The sequence below is a fragment of the Haloplanus sp. HW8-1 genome (genome assembly GCF_023703795.1).
Classification (GTDB): Archaea; Halobacteriota; Halobacteria; order Halobacteriales; family Haloferacaceae; genus Haloplanus; species Haloplanus pelagicus.
Genome location: NZ_CP098518.1, coordinates 280,164 through 294,892, shown reverse-complemented (window position 1 = coordinate 294,892; position 14,729 = coordinate 280,164). Strand labels below are relative to the sequence as shown.

The window sequence follows — 14,729 nt, the reverse complement described above, 5'->3', positions numbered from 1 at the left end:
GTGAACGGAGATGAAGTACCTGGCACGCACGACCGACGGGCGCCCGCTGTTGGGGGACGAGGAAGGGTTCGTCCCGCTGGGTGCCGCCCACCCGGATCTGGGGAGCGTCCGCGAGGCGCTCCCGCGCGCGGCGGCAGGGACGCTCGGCACCCCGGCCGACGCGCCGGCCGATCCGGTCCCCGCGGACGACCTCCGACTGGCCGCACCGCTCGAACGGTTCGGGAAGCTCTGGGGCATCGGCCTCAACTACGAGGAACACGCGGGGGATCTCGACGAACAGCGCCCAGACGAGCCGGCCAGTTTCATGAAGCCGAACACGGTGCTCACCGGGCCGGGCGGACCGATCCGGCTCCCCCCGAAAGCCCAAAGCGAGCGGGTGACCGCCGAGGCCGAACTGGCGGTCGTCATGGGCCGGGCGTGTCACGGCGTCGCCGAGGAGCGTGTCGAGGAGGTCGTCGCCGGCTACCTCCCGGTCATCGACATGACCGCCGAGGACATCCTCCAGCGGAACCCGCGCTTTCTCACGCGCGCCAAGAGCTTCGACAGTTTCCTCGTCCCCGGCGACGCTCTCGCGATCCCCGACGAACCGCTCGACCTCGCGGACCTCCGCGTCGCGACCGAGGTGAACGGGCAGGTCGAGGCCGAAAACGAGATCAGGAACATGCTGTTCCCGCCCGCAGAGATCGTCTCGTTCCACTCGGAGGTCATGAGCCTCGAACCGGGTGACCTGTTCAGCACGGGAACGCCCGGTGCAGCGCCCATCGATCCCGGGGACGAGGTCCGTGCGACGGTCGAATCGATCGGCTCGGTCGAGGCACCCGTGACCCGATAGACGGCAGGGCCCTCCCGTCAGGACGACGAAACCCCGCCGTTGGGCTGGTCGCCATGGGAAAATTATATCATCCGGGTTGCCGACGTTTTCGGTATGGAGATCGAGTCCATCGAGTCGTATCCGATCAAAATCCCCCTAAAGACGCCCGTATCGTTTTCCAACCGGACGATCCACTTCCGGGACCACGCGATCACGCACGTTCGAACCGCAAGCGGCCTCGAAGGAGTCGGCTATTCGCTGGGCTACGAGGCAGCGGAGCTGGTGGCAGACGCCGTCGAATCCCGGCTCGCCCCGGCGCTCGAAGGGGAGGACCCGCGCGATACCGAGCGGCTGTGGGAGGAGATGTACGAAGGGAACATCCAGATCGGCCGGACTGGACTGTTCCTGCGGGCCATCTCGTCCGTGGACATCGCACTGTGGGATCTGAAGGCGAAGGCCGCCGAACAGCCACTCTACAAACTATTGGGCGCCCACGCGGACGCGGTGCCGACCTACGCGAGCGGCGGCTACTACCGCGACGACAAGGGCCACGAAGGGCTGCGCGAGGAGATCAACCGCTACCTGGACGAGGGGCACGACGCCGTGAAGATGAAGGTCGGCCGTCGGTCCATCCCGGAGGAGGTCGAGCGTGTCGAGGCCGTCCGCGAGGAGATCGGCCCCGATCGGACGCTGTTTTTGGACGCCAACGGCGTGTGGTCGTCGGCACCCGAGGGGATCCGTGCCTGCAAGGCGTTCGAACCGTACGACCCCTACTTCATGGAAGAGCCGGTCATGATCGATCGGGTCGAAACGATGGCACAAGTCAACGACGCCATCGACTACCCAGTCGCCACGGGCGAACTGGAGGGGACGCGACACGACTTCGCCAACCTGTACGACCAGGGGGCGGCGGGCATCCTCCAGCCCGACGCGACGGTCTGTGGCGGGATCACCGAGTGGCTGCGGATCGCGAAGTACGCGTCGGCCTACGACGTACCGATCGCCCCACACTACAACTGGAACCTCCACGCGTCGCTGGTTGGATCCGTCGAGAACGGGATGATCGTCGAGTACTTCTACCGCGACATGGACGTGAAGGTGTTCGACGAGGTGGTCGCGGATCCGCTCGGACCGAACGACGAGGGGATGATCGAGTTGCCGGATACGCCGGGCCACGGCGTCGAACTCGACGAGGACGCGCTCGAAGAGTTCAGAGTGTAGCGGCGCCGACCGTTCGACACCGGCTTCCGTCGCCGGGGGACGTCACGCCCGGCTCCGTCGGTGGATCTCGCGTTGTCCGCCTCCAGACCGGTACGGTGGTGGATCAGGGCGACACCACCGGACGTTTCGACTACTACGGAGACGGGGCCGTAGGTGTCGCCACAGGACCCGAACAGCACGATACGGACGAAACGTCGCCCGGCCGACTCCGGACTCCCCTTGCGTCGTGTCTTCGTCCCCTCGTCCCAATCACCGACGACGTACACGGAGACGAATCGGGAAACACCGTCGTCACGGCGTGTGGAGAGTTCGATGAAACCCTCCGTTCAGTGTCCTCCCGAATCACGCACCATCTCGTCGATACGGTCGAACCCTACTTCCAGTCGGTCGACGTTGTTGGCAAACGAAATCCGGACGAAGTCGTCAGTGTACTCCGAAAAGCCGATCCCCAGTGCTGTCACGACGCCGTAATCGTACAGGAGACGCTTCACAATCTCCATGCTCGATCCATCGAGTCCGCTGACGTCGAGGAACGCGTAGAACGCACCCTCGGGCGTCGGACTCGTGACTACAGGGAGGTCCTCAATCCGCTCAACGACGTAGTCCCGCCGCTCCCTGAAGGCGGATTTTATCGTCCGGATTGGCGATTGATCCCCGGTTAGGGCGGCGACCGCCGCGTTTTGGGACATCGTTGACGCACAGGACGTCGTACTCTCGTGGAGTTTGGTTGCCGGACCGATGACTCCTTCCGAGCCAGCCAACCACCCGACACGCCAGCCGGTCATGGCGTACTTTTTGGAACACCCGTTGACCGTGAGGACGTGGTCAGAATACTCCGTCTGGGCCGCGACAGATGTCGGATCGCCCTCGTAGAGTAATCCCTCGTAAATTTCGTCGACGATTACGTACGCGTCGTGTGCGGCGGCCTCCTCGATCATGGCGCACACCTCACTCGAATCGTACACCCCCCCGGTCGGATTACAGGGCGAGTTGATGATTACTGCGGCGGTATCTTCCGAGATCGCCTCCATCACGCGAGTTGCGTCGAAAGAAAATCCCTGTTCCTTCGGGAGTGTAACGGGTACGCACTCACCACCGACCAAGGAAATCTACGATAGGTAGTTGGGCCATCCGGGTATCGGAACGACGACTTCGTCGCCCGGATCGATGACCGTTAGTAGCGCGAGATACAGCGCTTCCATAGCGCCGTTCCCGACGAGTATCTCGCTCTCCGGATCGTACGAGACGTTGTTCTCCGCGTCCATTTTCTCGGCAATTGCCCGCCGAAGTTCCAGCGTTCCGGCGTTCGGCGTGTAGTGGGTCTCCCCCTCGAGCGTCGCATCGAAGGCAGACTCGATGATGTGCTTCGGTGTCGAAAAGTCGGGGTCACCGATTTCCAAGCGGACGAGGTCTCCCCCATGCCGTTCGGCTCGGTTGAACATGGCTCTGATCTGTGACGGCTGCGCGTTCGTGGCTCGGGTGGAAAGTTCAGCCGGCGGGTGATGTGTTACCTCCTCACACATGCCCGAATTCTTGACTGAGATACTTAAAAATGGTTTCCCCTCCCTCGGTTCTGGAGATTCCTACTGAAACTCTCGAACTTGTACGAAGGGCAGTATAACGCATGAATCGAAGGAGTAATGCGTCGACATGGAAATCGCGGTACGACTGGTCTATCAAGCAGCCATCATTGGCACTGGTGGCGTTGCGGGTATGGGTCTCTTCGGAGTCCACGATGACGACGAATTGGGCGAGAAATCGGTCCCGGCGAGTCATGCCGGCGGGTACGCAACCGTCGACGACGTGGAAATCACGGCTATCGCGGACATCGACGAGGAGAAACTCGAACGGTTCGGGAACGCGTGGAACGTTCCGCCGTCAAGCCGGTATCGAGACCACTGCGAGATGCTGGAGACCAACGAGTTCGATATCGTGTCCGTCTGTACGCCGACCATACTCCACCATGAACACGTGGTGGATGCCGCGACCAAGGGGGATCCAGACGTGATCTGGTGCGAAAAGCCGATCGCGTCGAGCGTCACTGAAGCCAAGCAGATGATCGATACCTGTGATGAAACGGACACGGAACTGGTGATCAATCACTCTCATCGTTTCACAGAGAAGCTTCAGACACTTCACGACCTCATGAACGAACGGGATCTACTGGGGGACGTCCACTCCGTCCACGCACAGTTTCGGATGGAGTTGATGCGGAACTCGACCCATCTGCTCGACACACTCGTATATCTCCTGAATTCGCGAGCGGACATGATCACGGGATACGTCAATGGTGAAAACGAGGCCGTCGATACTCTAGACGTCGACGATCCGGTCGACGACGCCGGTGGTGGTGGGTTCCTCGTTACGAAAGAGAATACGTTCGCGACGCTCGATTGTACCGTCCCGAGGGAGTCGTCGTCGATGTGTTACATATTCATGGGATCCAAGGGGAAGCTCTACCTCAACAACGACGACGGGGAGTGGCGGTACTGGCGACTCGAAGACGGTGAGCACATCGAAGAGTCACTCCCTGGAATCGACGGCGCATGGACCTGGGACGAGGACTACCGCAACGCCTTCGGGAACGCCGCAGAACACGTCGTCGAACTGGTCGAGGGAAGCGCCGAGAACCTATCGTCCGGTCGGGAAGCGCTCAAGTCACTCGAAATTATCATCGCCTTGTACGTCACCCACCACTCGGGCGGCCGCCTCGATTTCCCTCTCTCGCCCGCTTCAGGACATTCGAATCAAGTCCTGGTAGAACACCCTCTCGTCGTTTCGTCTCATCGTAGCCTGTGTCGGTCGTTGCACACCGGATCGCCGGACTGCATTCGATCAGGTGAGTGTACAGTTACAAACGCGACTCCGTAACGGACTCGGTCGGTCTTCACGTCACCCTCTCATCGGCGTTCGAACGGGACGTCGAAACGAGTCCCAAAATCGAGGAGTGTGAACACCCGCCGTTCGCCGCTTCGGTCATCCCTCGAATCGGGATCCACCAGCACGGTAAACGACTGACACAATCGTTCGGAACGTCGTCGCTCGCAGGCGGTGGTTCGGATACCCGATCTACGTTCGCCTGGAGTGTACCGTCACTCGGTGACTGCGATCGTGTCGACTGCGATTCCGCCGAACGGAATGTCGCTCACTTCCAGCGTTGCTCGGGCCGGGAAGTCCTCGGGGAAGTACTCGGAGTACACCTCGTTCATCGCTTCGTAGTTGTCGATGTCAGTGAGGTACACCGTCACTTTGACCACATCCTCCAGTGTCGCATCCCTCTCCTCGAGTACGGCCTGAAGGTTGTCGATACATCTTCTTGTTTGTGCTTCGATACCACCGTCGACGGTCTCACGCCCCTTCCCGGGAACGTGTGGGCCCTGTCCCGAGAAGATGAAGCCGTTGGCCTCGACGCCCTGGGAGTACGGGACGTTCTCGGGACTCGGTGCGTCCGGGGTGAATATCACGTTCTTCATGTGCGCCATCGTTCACCATGACTTCCGTGGAATATAGTGTTTTTCATGGTGTGTAACGGTGGGTAGAGCCCACGAGACTGGAGAAACGGCCAAGAGGCGTGCCCGTCCAGAGATCAGCAGCCAACGGCACTCCAGTATCGATCGAGTAGCAGTTTCGCGCGGCTCACCACTCCCGTCGATTTCCCGACCGGAAGATACTACGGTGGTAACTGTTCACGGACGTGACCGAACGCACTGGCGGTGGGATGTGCACTGACGTACAGAGGCTATGACAGTCGTGCAGGGCACACCACCACTTTGGAGAATCCGGAAGTCCACGGTTTTGCGACGGAGGCGGAGTCGTTGATTCGGTGTCTTCATTGGATCCACGACGCAGGTGACGTCACCGGGCGTTCGGGACGGGCGCCGAAACGACGGAGTCTCGTTCGTTCCTTGGCTCCGGTTCAGCGTGACCGAAGGGACGCCTACCCCATACGTCTTCAGTATGACACGTCCCCGTAAGCGAGGATAGATTATATTGTACAAGACATCTTAATCGCTGTCATGTCCGGGCGATTAGAGGGGAAGACGGCAATCGTAACTGGATCCAGTAGTGGCATCGGGGAAGGCATCGCGGTCCGATTCGCCGAAGAGGGTGCGAACGTGGTGACGAATTCACGAAAGCAAGAACGCGCGGACCGAGTCGCGGGGGATATCCGCGAGGCCGGTGGTGAGGCCATCGGCGTGGAAGCGGACATGACGACCTACGCGGACGTTGAAGAACTCGTGGATACAGCGGTTCGGAAGTTCGGTTCTCTCGACATCATGGTCAACAACGCTGGAGTGCAAGCTAATCATCCGTTACTCGAATTGGGCGAGGACGAATGGCGAACGGTTATCGAAGTGGATCTTACGGGCGTGTTCTTCGGCTGTAAGGCGGCCGGTCAGCGAATGGTCGACAGAGACGACGGGGGACAGATCATCAACATCTCGAGTTTGTTTGGCCACTTCGGCGTGCAGGGGCGAGGAAACTACAATGCGGCGAAAGCCGGTGTAAACAACCTCACCCGAAGCTTCGCCGTCGAGTTGGGCGAACACGAAATCGGGGTCAATGCGTTGGCTCCCGGATTCATCAAGACACCTCTCGACGAGCAGACACGGGGCGACGACGACTCGGTATACGACGAAACGACCTGGCCGTACTACGGGTACACCGACGACCACATCCACAACAGGGTTCCACTGGGCCGGTTTGGAACGATCGAGGAGATGGCAAACTGTACGACGTTCCTGGCGGCAGGCGGTCATTACATCAGTGGGCAGGTCATCACGGCCGACGGTGGGTGGCTCGCCTTCGGATGGGGCAGCAAGGGCCGGTAGCAACTGTCGTGCAAACTGGGCCGATCGTCGGTGAGATCTCGACGGTCTTCCGATCGTCCGTTGTCCGTATTTGCGTCGTGGCTTCGTCCCGCCGTCACAGTCACCGACGAGGTGCGCGGAGACGGATCTGAAAGGTCGTCTCGGTGAGGACACCGGGGGGTGATCGACAGCGATGTGCCGCTCCTCAGCGGCGCCGAGGTCGATGTGATCGAATCCGACCGAGTACGTACTGACGACCTCGAGGTTCGGTGATGCGTCCATCACCTCGGCGTCGATGTCGTCGGGAGACACAGGAACCCGTCCGCCTCGAGTTCGGACAATTTCTCGACGATGTGATCTTTCTCCGGTGGGAGTTTTCCGTCCCACACCTCGATGTCACATCCCTCAGCCAGCGCCTCGGTTTCGACGTTCGGAATACTCCGAGTTACGTAGACAATGGTCTGGTCCGACATACGGTGGCGAAACAGATCATATTCAACTATACCTGTTGCATACCCCGTCGACGGATCCGATGACACCACTTCCCCGGTCCAAGTTCTCGCGAGCCGACGGATCGACGCCATGCGGTGCGGACTCAACGAGCGGCGCACGTACTCGGGGACGAAGCACCCGGTTCCGGAGAAGACGCCAGTCTGCAGTCGGTCGTTCGAACCGAGTCCCGTGGATACCGTGAAGACGAACGGAACGAGGGGAGCGGGACTATTCCTTCACCGCCCCGCCGGTGAGACCGCTCACGATGTACTTCTGGAAGACGAAGACGACGAGCACGGCCGGGATGATAGACATGGTCCCGGCGGCGGAGAGGGAGGCCCACTGGATCTGGATGTCGCCGATGTACTGGTAGACGGCGACGGGGAGCGTCGTTGACTGCAGGTCAGTGCTCACGATGAACGCGAAGAGGAACTCGCGCCACGAGAACAGGAACGTCAGGATCGCACTCGCGGCGACCCCTGGCATCACCAAGGGAAGGATGACGTGTCTGAACGCCTGGAAGTCGGTACAGCCGTCGACCTTGGCCGACTCGTCCAGGGACGTCGGGATGGTGATGTAGAAGTTCCGCATCGTGTAGATGACCAGCGGTAGCCAGAGGTAGATCTGCGCGATGATGATTCCGGTCCGCGTGTTGAGTAGGTTGAGGTAGGCCATGATCTGGTAGTACGGGATGATCAGGCCGATCGGGGGGAAGAGTCGCGTGACGATGACCAACAGGAACATCGCGTCGTCGAACCGGAAGCGGTACCGGCTGAAGACGTAGCCGGCCGGCGTGCCGAGCGCCATCACGATGGTCGTCGAAGTGATGGCGATGATCAACGAGTTCATCGCGGCCTTCCAGTGGCCCTTCGTGACGAGAGCCGAGCCGTACGCCTCGACGGCGCCCTGGAACGGCGTCGTGGGGAGATAGGTCTGTGCGAACACCGCGTCGTTGGGCTTCAGCGACGTGAGGAACATCCAGGTAAGCGGTGCGAGGACGACAAAGAGCGTCAGGAACATGAACGCGTGGGCGACGTATCGGCTCTTCACCGCCTCCCAGAACTGCTTTTTCGTCTCGTAGCCGATCCACTGATCTCGTTGAGTCTCTGTTGCCATCGTTAGTCACTCCGTTTGCTGACCGTATCGCGTCTGTGCTCCGGAGACGGGATGTGGTGTCCGATCATACTTCGTCGACCCGTTGTAGGATCACTTTGACGTAGAACGCACCGACGACCATCGTCACCAAGACGAGTACCACCGCGATCGCGTTCGTGTACCCGAATTTGAACAGTTCCATCCCCTGCCGGTAGAGGGTGATGGACAGCACTTCGGTCGCCGTTCCCGGGCCCCCGTTGGTCATCCCGAACACGATGTCGAAGGCCCGCCACGCGAACATCCAGTTGATCAGGATCGCGACGAACAACGACGGGCGCAGGTACGGCAGCGTCACGTGTCGGAACGCCTCGAGCGTCGTCGCGCCGTCGACCTTCACGGCGTCGTACATGTGCTGTGGAATCGACTGCAGTCCGGCGTAGATGATGATCATCGCGAACGGCATCCGGACCCACCCGTCGACGAAGGTGACAGCCACCAGGGCCAGCGTCGAGTCCGCCAACCACGGGATGTTCGTGGTGATCAGTCCGAGTTCCTGAAGGATCGTGTTCAGCACGCCCGTCTGTCCCTGGAGGATCCAGCGCCACATCAGCCCCGCCGTCGCCAGCGGGATCGACCACGCGGCCATGACGAGCGAGACGTAGATGTCCTGAAGGCGGTCGCTCTCGACTTGCTGGATGGCGAGCGCGATGCCCAGTCCGGCGAGGGTGGCGAAGATCACCGAGCCGAACGAGTACTGGAGCGTGGTGATGAAGTTCCCGATGAACCGCCCCGACTGGAACAGCGTCGCATAGTTCTGGAGCCCGACGAACTCGCCGTCGAAGCCGCTCGTGATGTTCGTGAAAAAGGACTGGTAGAACATATACACGACCGGGTATATGAACACCAGAAACAGCGTGAGCAGTCCCGGCCCCAGGAGGATCTTTCTTATGTGATCGTTCACGATATCCGAGGCTCTCTCGCGGAACGCGTCGGATATCGGGAGTCTATCACCGACGGACTTCGTTTGGGTACCCATTGTTTGAGTGTAGTGTGAATATCGTGTTCGTGATCGATTCCGTCGAACGGAAGAGGAGGTGACGAAGATACCGGTCGAGAGGGGTTACTGCTGGAGGACCTCGTCGATGTACGACTGGAGGTCCTCGACCGCCTGGTCCGGTGACTTCTCGCCGGCGAGGGCGAGGGAGATCTCCTCCGCGGTCCGCTGCTGGGTCGCGTTCATCGACGGCCACACCTCGACGTTCGACAGCTCCTGCGTTTCGGCGATCTGCTCACTGAAGAGCTGTTGCCACTCGGGCAGCATCTCCTGCATCTGCAGCGCGTCCTCGTAGACCTGGGTCGCGTACGAGAGGTTCCCCTCGTACGTGTACTCCCACCACGAGGCGGCGTAGGAGCGGTTCACGTCGGCGAGGGTCAGCGCGGCCAGTTTCTTCGCGTCGGACGCGAACGGGTTGATGGCCAGCAGGTTCGGGTTGAACATCGACCGCTGGGCGGGGTCCGGTCCTTCCGTGGCCGCCGGCGGCTTCGCCATGTAGTAGTCGTCGCCGAAGTTGCTCAGCGCCTCCGGAACGAACGAACTCCACCGCCAGGTGATCGCCGCGTTCTCGGAGAGGAACACGTCGGTCAGGTCGCCCTGGCCGAAGTTGAGGATGGACTGCGGGAGACGGTCGACCATGTCGACCAGCCGGTTCATCGCCCGGTAGTGGGCGTCCGTGTTGAACTGGACCGTCCCGTCGTCGGCGACGAACTGCCCGCCCTGCTGGTACACCGTCAGCATGAAGTCGAACAGGGTGTACACGTCGTTGGCCCCGTGGAACGCGAAGCCCATCGCCTCGACGTCCTGGAAGGCGTCGATGACCGTGTCCAGGTCGTCCCAAGTCCACTCGCCGTTGGCGATCTCGGGGTCCACGCCCTGCTCCTCAAGGAGCGCCCGGTTGACGTGGTAGACCGGCATGTTCATGATCTGCGGTGCGTAGTACACCTGCTCCTCGTCGGAGTCGGGATCCCGATCCGAGGAGAGAACTTCCGAGACGACGTCGGGGAACGCCTCGAACGGCCCACCGTCGCCCCAGAGCGGCTGCTGGGTCTCGATCCAGCCGTTCTGGACGAAGGAGGTGAACGTCTGCAACTCGACGTTGAACGCCACCGGCGAGCCCTGCTGTGAACTCAGGAAGGACTGCTGCTGGGGAATCGCGGTGTTGACCTCGGACGTGATGTAGTCACGGGAGATTCCCGTCTCCCGGGTGAACACCTCGTGACGAGCGACCGTCGCCGGGTCGAACTCCAAGGATCCGAAGTTGGCGATCTGGATGTTGTCGACGTCCGCAGCGCTGGTGTCTTCCCAGCCTTCCGGCAGCGAATACACCGCGGTCTCGACCGCTCCGCGGCCGGCCCAGTCGGTCGGCTGGTCACCCGGCGGGACGTCCTGACGGTCCTCCGGCGGCCAGGACTCCATCGGGTTCGCGTACCCGAGGCGTTCCTGCCAGTTTTCGGTCCAGGGAAGCGACTGGGCCTCCTCGAGGTAACCCTCGGGGCCGCCGTCACCGCCGTCACCGCCACCGCCGTCCCCGCCGTCGCCGCCGTCACCGCCGTCACCGCCGTCCCCGCCACCGCCGTCCCCGCCGTCCCCGCCACCGCCGTCGCCGCCATCCCCGCCACCACCGCCACAGCCGGCGATCGTGAGGAACCCCCCCGCGACGAGGGCCTTCATCATTTTCCGCCGATCGATACCGTCAGCCGTCCGTATGTTATCGGACCGCATATGACACCGAATAACAATGATGATACAAAAGTTTTGTCCATTATGATATCCAGAAATAGTTTTTTTATTGACATATTACGGGGGTCGACGGCATGGGATGCAGTCCCGGCCCATACACTCCGTCGGCGGTCCCGGTGGAGGAGCGTGAGTCACCCGCGTCGGCCGAGGCGAGTACCGGATAGCTCCTCCGACGAGGTTGCGAGCGCGGGCACGGTGGCCGCTCCGGTTCTCACTCGAGTTGCTCGACCAGTTCCACCACGTATCCATCGGGATCCTCGACGAACGCCACGCGCGTGCCCGCCGGGTCTACGGTGGTTGGTTCGCTCACCACGGGACAGTCAGTCGCCTCGACGAGTCGGTCGAACTCGGCGTCGACGTCGTCGACGTCCAGCGCGAGGTGGTCGATCCCCGTCGGCTCGACCGGATCCGTCCGCCCCGGATCGTACCGGAACTGGATTTCGGCACCGTCGCCACGGCCGACGTAGTAGTTGTAGACGGCGTCCTCGTCGTCGGCGGGCCACTCGAAGTCCAGCCGATGTTCGAAATCCAGTGCGTCTTCGTAGAACGCTCGTGTCGCGTCGAGATCCGAAACCTGGATCGCCGTGTGGATGAGACCCATGATACTCCCCGGGCCTTCCAGCGATTTATATTTCGGGGAGGAGGAACGGCGACCGATCCCGGCGTACGTCCGTGTCAACGCGGTCGTACGGTCAGTAGCTATCCAGGTAGACGGCTCCGTCCTGAACGACGACCCGGTAGGTCGGTAACCGGTAGTCGGTGGGCGCGAGGTGCTCCCCGGATTCGATCTCGAACTCCCATCCGTGCCACGGACAGGACACGACCTTGTTCGTGGAGTCGTAGGTCAATTCCATCTCGTCGTCGACCTCCAGCGAACCCGATATCAACCCCTCACACGCCGGTCCACCCTGGTGGATGCAGTAGTTCGAGAGCGCGTGGAACGCCCCGTCGACGTTGAACACGGCGATCTCCCGTCCCTCGACGTCGACGATCACGCGGTCGCCGTCCGTGATCTCGTCGACGTCGGCCACGTAGTGGAGGGACTCCGTCTCCGGTGAATCGTCTGTGGTGGTCATAGATCGGATTAGAAGTCGTAGATCTCTAGAGCGGTCTGGCCGTACACGTTGGCGACGTCCGACGACTCGAAGTTGCTCCGCAGCGCGGAGAACAGGTAGTCGGAGTGATCGAAGTCCAGATGCGGATAGTCGGACGAGAACATGAGGTTGTCGGGGCCCATGAGACCGACGATCGGACCGATGTAGTCCGGGTCCTTCGCTCCCTCGACCGGTTGGCTCGTGAAGTAGAACTGGTCGTCGACGTACTCGCTCGGCATCTTCTCCAGCATCGGGGCGTCGGATCGCTTCTCGGAGTACTCGTTGTCGAGTCGACGGGTCATGTACGGCACCCACCCGAGACCGGCCTCTTGGAAGACGATGTCCAGGTCGGGGAACCTGACCGGGACACCCCGCGTGATCATGTCGGTCAGATGTGTCATGTGGACCATGGCGTGGGTCGGGGCGTGGTTGCTGAGATACCGGTTCGACCCGTGGAACTGGAGCGGGAAGCTCAACATCTGCGTGCCCGACGCGCTGTGGAGTTGGACGGGAAGCCCGGCGTTCTCGGCCGCCGCGTAGATCGGGAAGTACTGTTCGTTCCCGAGTGGCGGGTGGACGCCGCCACTCGGGATGAAGACGCTCACGATCCCGTCTTCCCCGGCCCGATCCTCGATCTCAGCGGCCGCCTCCTGTGGCTTCTGGGGCGCCACGACCACCGGTCCGTAGATCCCCTCGTCGGGGTTGTATATCTCGTCGAGCACCCACTCGTTGTAAGCGTGTGCCAGCGCCGCCGCGAGGTCGTCGTGGTGGACACCGCCAAGATAGAGGTTCAGCGTCGGGGTCACGATGGCCCGGTCGACGTTCAGGAGGTCCTTGCCTTCGATGATGTCCGCCTGTGATCGAACCTTGTTCATCTCGACGTTCCCGGTCGCCACCGGCGTCAACAGACCCGCCGTCGGATAGAAATCCTTGAGGTATCCCATGGGAATGTCCCGACTCTCGTGGAACAGCATGTCGTGAAAGGGACTCGGGAGATACGAGAGGAAGTCGTCCTGTTGCTCCGACAGGTGGAAATCGGAGTCGACGACGGTTTCGAGATGTTCGAGGGACGTTACGGTCTCGGTCTGAGTTGTCTGTTTGCCCATGTACTAAGGATCCAGTCGCGACTACAAGAAATTTTGCCCCGTGAAGGCCCGTGAGTACGACTGAGCGATCGGGGAGGGGCAAACGTAGGCCCAGGTCGTCGGTTCCCGCGACTGGCGGACGCCCCTGCTATCGGATCCTGTAGTCGTCGACTTTCGACCGGTCGAGCGAAACGCCGTGTCCCGGGCGGTCGGGTGCCCGAATCATCCCGTCCTCCGGGGAGAGCGGGTCCTCGACGATGGCGTCGAAGGCCGTGGGCGCGGAGTCGGCGTGGAAGTACTCCATCCAGAGTCCGTTCTCGACGGCCGCGACGAGATGCGTATGGAGGTTCCAGTTGTAGTGGGGGGCAACTGGGACGTCGAACGTGGCCGCGGTCTTGGCGACGTTCAGCCACTCGGTCACGCCCCCGACGACGGTCGCGTCGGCCTGGATGACGTCGACCGCGCCCGCTTCGAGGAGGTGCCGGAATCCGTATCGTGTGAACTCGAGTTCTCCCGTAGCGACGGCGTAGTCGATGGCGTCGTTGACCGTCCCCATGAGCGGGACGAGGTCCGGCATGACGGGTTCCTCGATGAAGTACGGGTCGTACTCGTCGAACCGGCGCAACGCGTCGATCGCCTCGCGCTCGGTCGACCACGCGCCGTTGGCGTCGAGTAGCAACGTCCGGTCGGGGCCGATCGTCTCGCGCACTGCCCGGATGCGTTCGACCTCCTCCGCCGGCGGGATCCGCCCCACCTTCATCTTCACGATGTCGTGACCTCGGTCGACGTACCGCTGCATCTCCGTCCGGAGGCCCTCGGTCCCCTTCCCCTCGCGGTAGTAGCCGCCGCTCGCGTATGCGGGGACCGAATCGGTGTACCCACCCAAGTACTTATAGAGGGGTTGGCCCGCCTGCTTGGCCCGGATATCCCACAGGGCGATGTCCAGAATCGAGATCGCCTTGACGAGCAGTCCCTTGCGGCCGATCTGTACCGTGCCGTCGTACATCTCCCGCCAGAGTCGCTCCGTGTCCCGGGGATCCTCGCCTTCGATCATCGGTGCCAGGATGTCCGTGACCGCGTCGGCGATAAGGTGGGAGCCGCCGTAGCCCAGGGTGTAGCCGAGGCCCTCCACGCCCTCGTCGGTCCGGACGTACACCAGTGCGTAGTCGCGTGCCTCGACCTCGCGGGTCGCGAAGGCGACCGGACTGTCCAACGGAATGGATACGGCTCCGCTCTCGACGTCCGTGATCTGCATGACCGGGTCATCGGTGTCGGCTGACATATAACTTCCGTGGGGGACGGGCCGTCCGAAGCGAGGACTCG

General features: G+C 61.9%; 13 protein-coding genes and 2 pseudogenes. 4 read left to right on the top strand and 11 right to left on the bottom strand.

Annotated elements, in window-relative coordinates:
* The first annotated feature begins 10 nt into the window (after positions 1-10).
* The gene (locus tag NBT82_RS01515; RefSeq protein WP_251329829.1) at positions 11-832 is read left to right on the top strand and encodes a fumarylacetoacetate hydrolase family protein; all 822 of its coding nucleotides are present in this window, start codon (positions 11-13) and stop codon (positions 830-832) included.
* Positions 833-925: 93 nt separating this feature from the next.
* Positions 926-2,032, top strand: a complete 1,107-nt coding sequence (locus NBT82_RS01510) for a mandelate racemase/muconate lactonizing enzyme family protein (RefSeq protein ID WP_251329828.1) — start codon at positions 926-928, stop codon at positions 2,030-2,032.
* 326 nt (positions 2,033-2,358) lie between these two features.
* On the opposite strand, the pseudogene NBT82_RS01505 reads toward NBT82_RS01510, so the two are convergent.
* A pseudogene (locus NBT82_RS01505) lies at positions 2,359-3,474 on the bottom strand (pyridoxal phosphate-dependent aminotransferase).
* Positions 3,475-3,745: 271 nt separating this feature from the next.
* Here NBT82_RS01505 and NBT82_RS01500 point away from each other — a divergent pair.
* On the top strand, positions 3,746-4,903 hold the full coding sequence (locus tag NBT82_RS01500) for a Gfo/Idh/MocA family protein (protein WP_345780668.1): 1,158 nt from the start codon (positions 3,746-3,748) through the stop codon (positions 4,901-4,903).
* A 221-nt stretch (positions 4,904-5,124) separates the two neighbouring features.
* On the opposite strand, the gene NBT82_RS01495 is transcribed toward NBT82_RS01500, so the two are convergent.
* Positions 5,125-5,505, bottom strand: coding sequence for a RidA family protein (locus tag NBT82_RS01495; protein ID WP_251329827.1), 381 nt, complete (start codon positions 5,503-5,505; stop codon positions 5,125-5,127).
* Positions 5,506-6,048: 543 nt separating this feature from the next.
* Between NBT82_RS01495 and NBT82_RS01490 the strand changes: the two genes are divergently transcribed.
* Positions 6,049-6,864, top strand: coding sequence for an SDR family NAD(P)-dependent oxidoreductase (locus NBT82_RS01490; RefSeq protein ID WP_251329826.1), 816 nt, complete (start codon positions 6,049-6,051; stop codon positions 6,862-6,864).
* A 198-nt stretch (positions 6,865-7,062) separates the two neighbouring features.
* On the opposite strand, the pseudogene NBT82_RS20240 reads toward NBT82_RS01490, so the two are convergent.
* The 9 genes and pseudogenes from NBT82_RS20240 to NBT82_RS01450 all read right to left on the bottom strand — a co-directional run.
* A pseudogene (locus NBT82_RS20240) lies at positions 7,063-7,125 on the bottom strand (hypothetical protein); the annotation flags it as partial.
* Positions 7,125-7,316 (bottom strand): hypothetical protein, encoded by a 192-nt coding sequence (locus NBT82_RS01485; RefSeq protein ID WP_251329825.1) that lies wholly within the window; start codon positions 7,314-7,316, stop codon positions 7,125-7,127. The gene NBT82_RS01485 and the pseudogene NBT82_RS20240, both read right to left, overlap by 1 nt.
* 247 nt (positions 7,317-7,563) lie before the next feature.
* Positions 7,564-8,451 (bottom strand): carbohydrate ABC transporter permease, encoded by an 888-nt coding sequence (locus NBT82_RS01480; RefSeq protein ID WP_251329824.1) that lies wholly within the window; start codon positions 8,449-8,451, stop codon positions 7,564-7,566.
* 64 nt (positions 8,452-8,515) lie between these two features.
* Positions 8,516-9,391, bottom strand: coding sequence for a carbohydrate ABC transporter permease (locus tag NBT82_RS01475; protein ID WP_251329823.1), 876 nt, complete (start codon positions 9,389-9,391; stop codon positions 8,516-8,518).
* Positions 9,392-9,550: 159 nt separating this feature from the next.
* On the bottom strand, positions 9,551-11,209 hold the full coding sequence (locus tag NBT82_RS01470) for an ABC transporter substrate-binding protein (protein ID WP_251329822.1): 1,659 nt from the start codon (positions 11,207-11,209) through the stop codon (positions 9,551-9,553).
* A gap of 229 nt (positions 11,210-11,438) precedes the next feature.
* Positions 11,439-11,828 carry a VOC family protein gene (locus NBT82_RS01465; RefSeq protein ID WP_251329821.1) on the bottom strand — a complete coding sequence of 130 codons (390 nt, stop codon included), beginning with the start codon at positions 11,826-11,828 and terminating at the stop codon, positions 11,439-11,441.
* 91 nt (positions 11,829-11,919) lie between these two features.
* Positions 11,920-12,303 (bottom strand): Rieske (2Fe-2S) protein, encoded by a 384-nt coding sequence (locus NBT82_RS01460; RefSeq protein ID WP_251329820.1) that lies wholly within the window; start codon positions 12,301-12,303, stop codon positions 11,920-11,922.
* A gap of 8 nt (positions 12,304-12,311) precedes the next feature.
* Positions 12,312-13,427 carry an amidohydrolase family protein gene (locus NBT82_RS01455; RefSeq protein WP_251329819.1) on the bottom strand — a complete coding sequence of 372 codons (1,116 nt, stop codon included), beginning with the start codon at positions 13,425-13,427 and terminating at the stop codon, positions 12,312-12,314.
* A gap of 127 nt (positions 13,428-13,554) precedes the next feature.
* Positions 13,555-14,661, bottom strand: coding sequence for a mandelate racemase/muconate lactonizing enzyme family protein (locus NBT82_RS01450; protein ID WP_251329818.1), 1,107 nt, complete (start codon positions 14,659-14,661; stop codon positions 13,555-13,557).
* Positions 14,662-14,729 lie beyond the last annotated feature (68 nt).

Coding starts and splice junctions, on each gene's coding strand:
- NBT82_RS01455 (WP_251329819.1), bottom strand. CDS start 13,427: ATGGGCAAACAGACAACTCAGACCGAGACCGTAACGTCCCTCGAACAT.
- NBT82_RS01510 (WP_251329828.1), top strand. CDS start 926: ATGGAGATCGAGTCCATCGAGTCGTATCCGATCAAAATCCCCCTAAAG.
- NBT82_RS01470 (WP_251329822.1), bottom strand. CDS start 11,209: ATGCGGTCCGATAACATACGGACGGCTGACGGTATCGATCGGCGGAAA.
- NBT82_RS01480 (WP_251329824.1), bottom strand. CDS start 8,451: ATGGCAACAGAGACTCAACGAGATCAGTGGATCGGCTACGAGACGAAA.
- NBT82_RS01515 (WP_251329829.1), top strand. CDS start 11: ATGAAGTACCTGGCACGCACGACCGACGGGCGCCCGCTGTTGGGGGAC.
- NBT82_RS01450 (WP_251329818.1), bottom strand. CDS start 14,661: ATGCAGATCACGGACGTCGAGAGCGGAGCCGTATCCATTCCGTTGGAC.
- NBT82_RS01500 (WP_345780668.1), top strand. CDS start 3,746: ATGGGTCTCTTCGGAGTCCACGATGACGACGAATTGGGCGAGAAATCG.
- NBT82_RS01485 (WP_251329825.1), bottom strand. CDS start 7,316: ATGTCGGACCAGACCATTGTCTACGTAACTCGGAGTATTCCGAACGTC.
- NBT82_RS01465 (WP_251329821.1), bottom strand. CDS start 11,828: ATGGGTCTCATCCACACGGCGATCCAGGTTTCGGATCTCGACGCGACA.
- NBT82_RS01495 (WP_251329827.1), bottom strand. CDS start 5,505: ATGAAGAACGTGATATTCACCCCGGACGCACCGAGTCCCGAGAACGTC.
- NBT82_RS01490 (WP_251329826.1), top strand. CDS start 6,049: ATGTCCGGGCGATTAGAGGGGAAGACGGCAATCGTAACTGGATCCAGT.
- NBT82_RS01460 (WP_251329820.1), bottom strand. CDS start 12,303: ATGACCACCACAGACGATTCACCGGAGACGGAGTCCCTCCACTACGTG.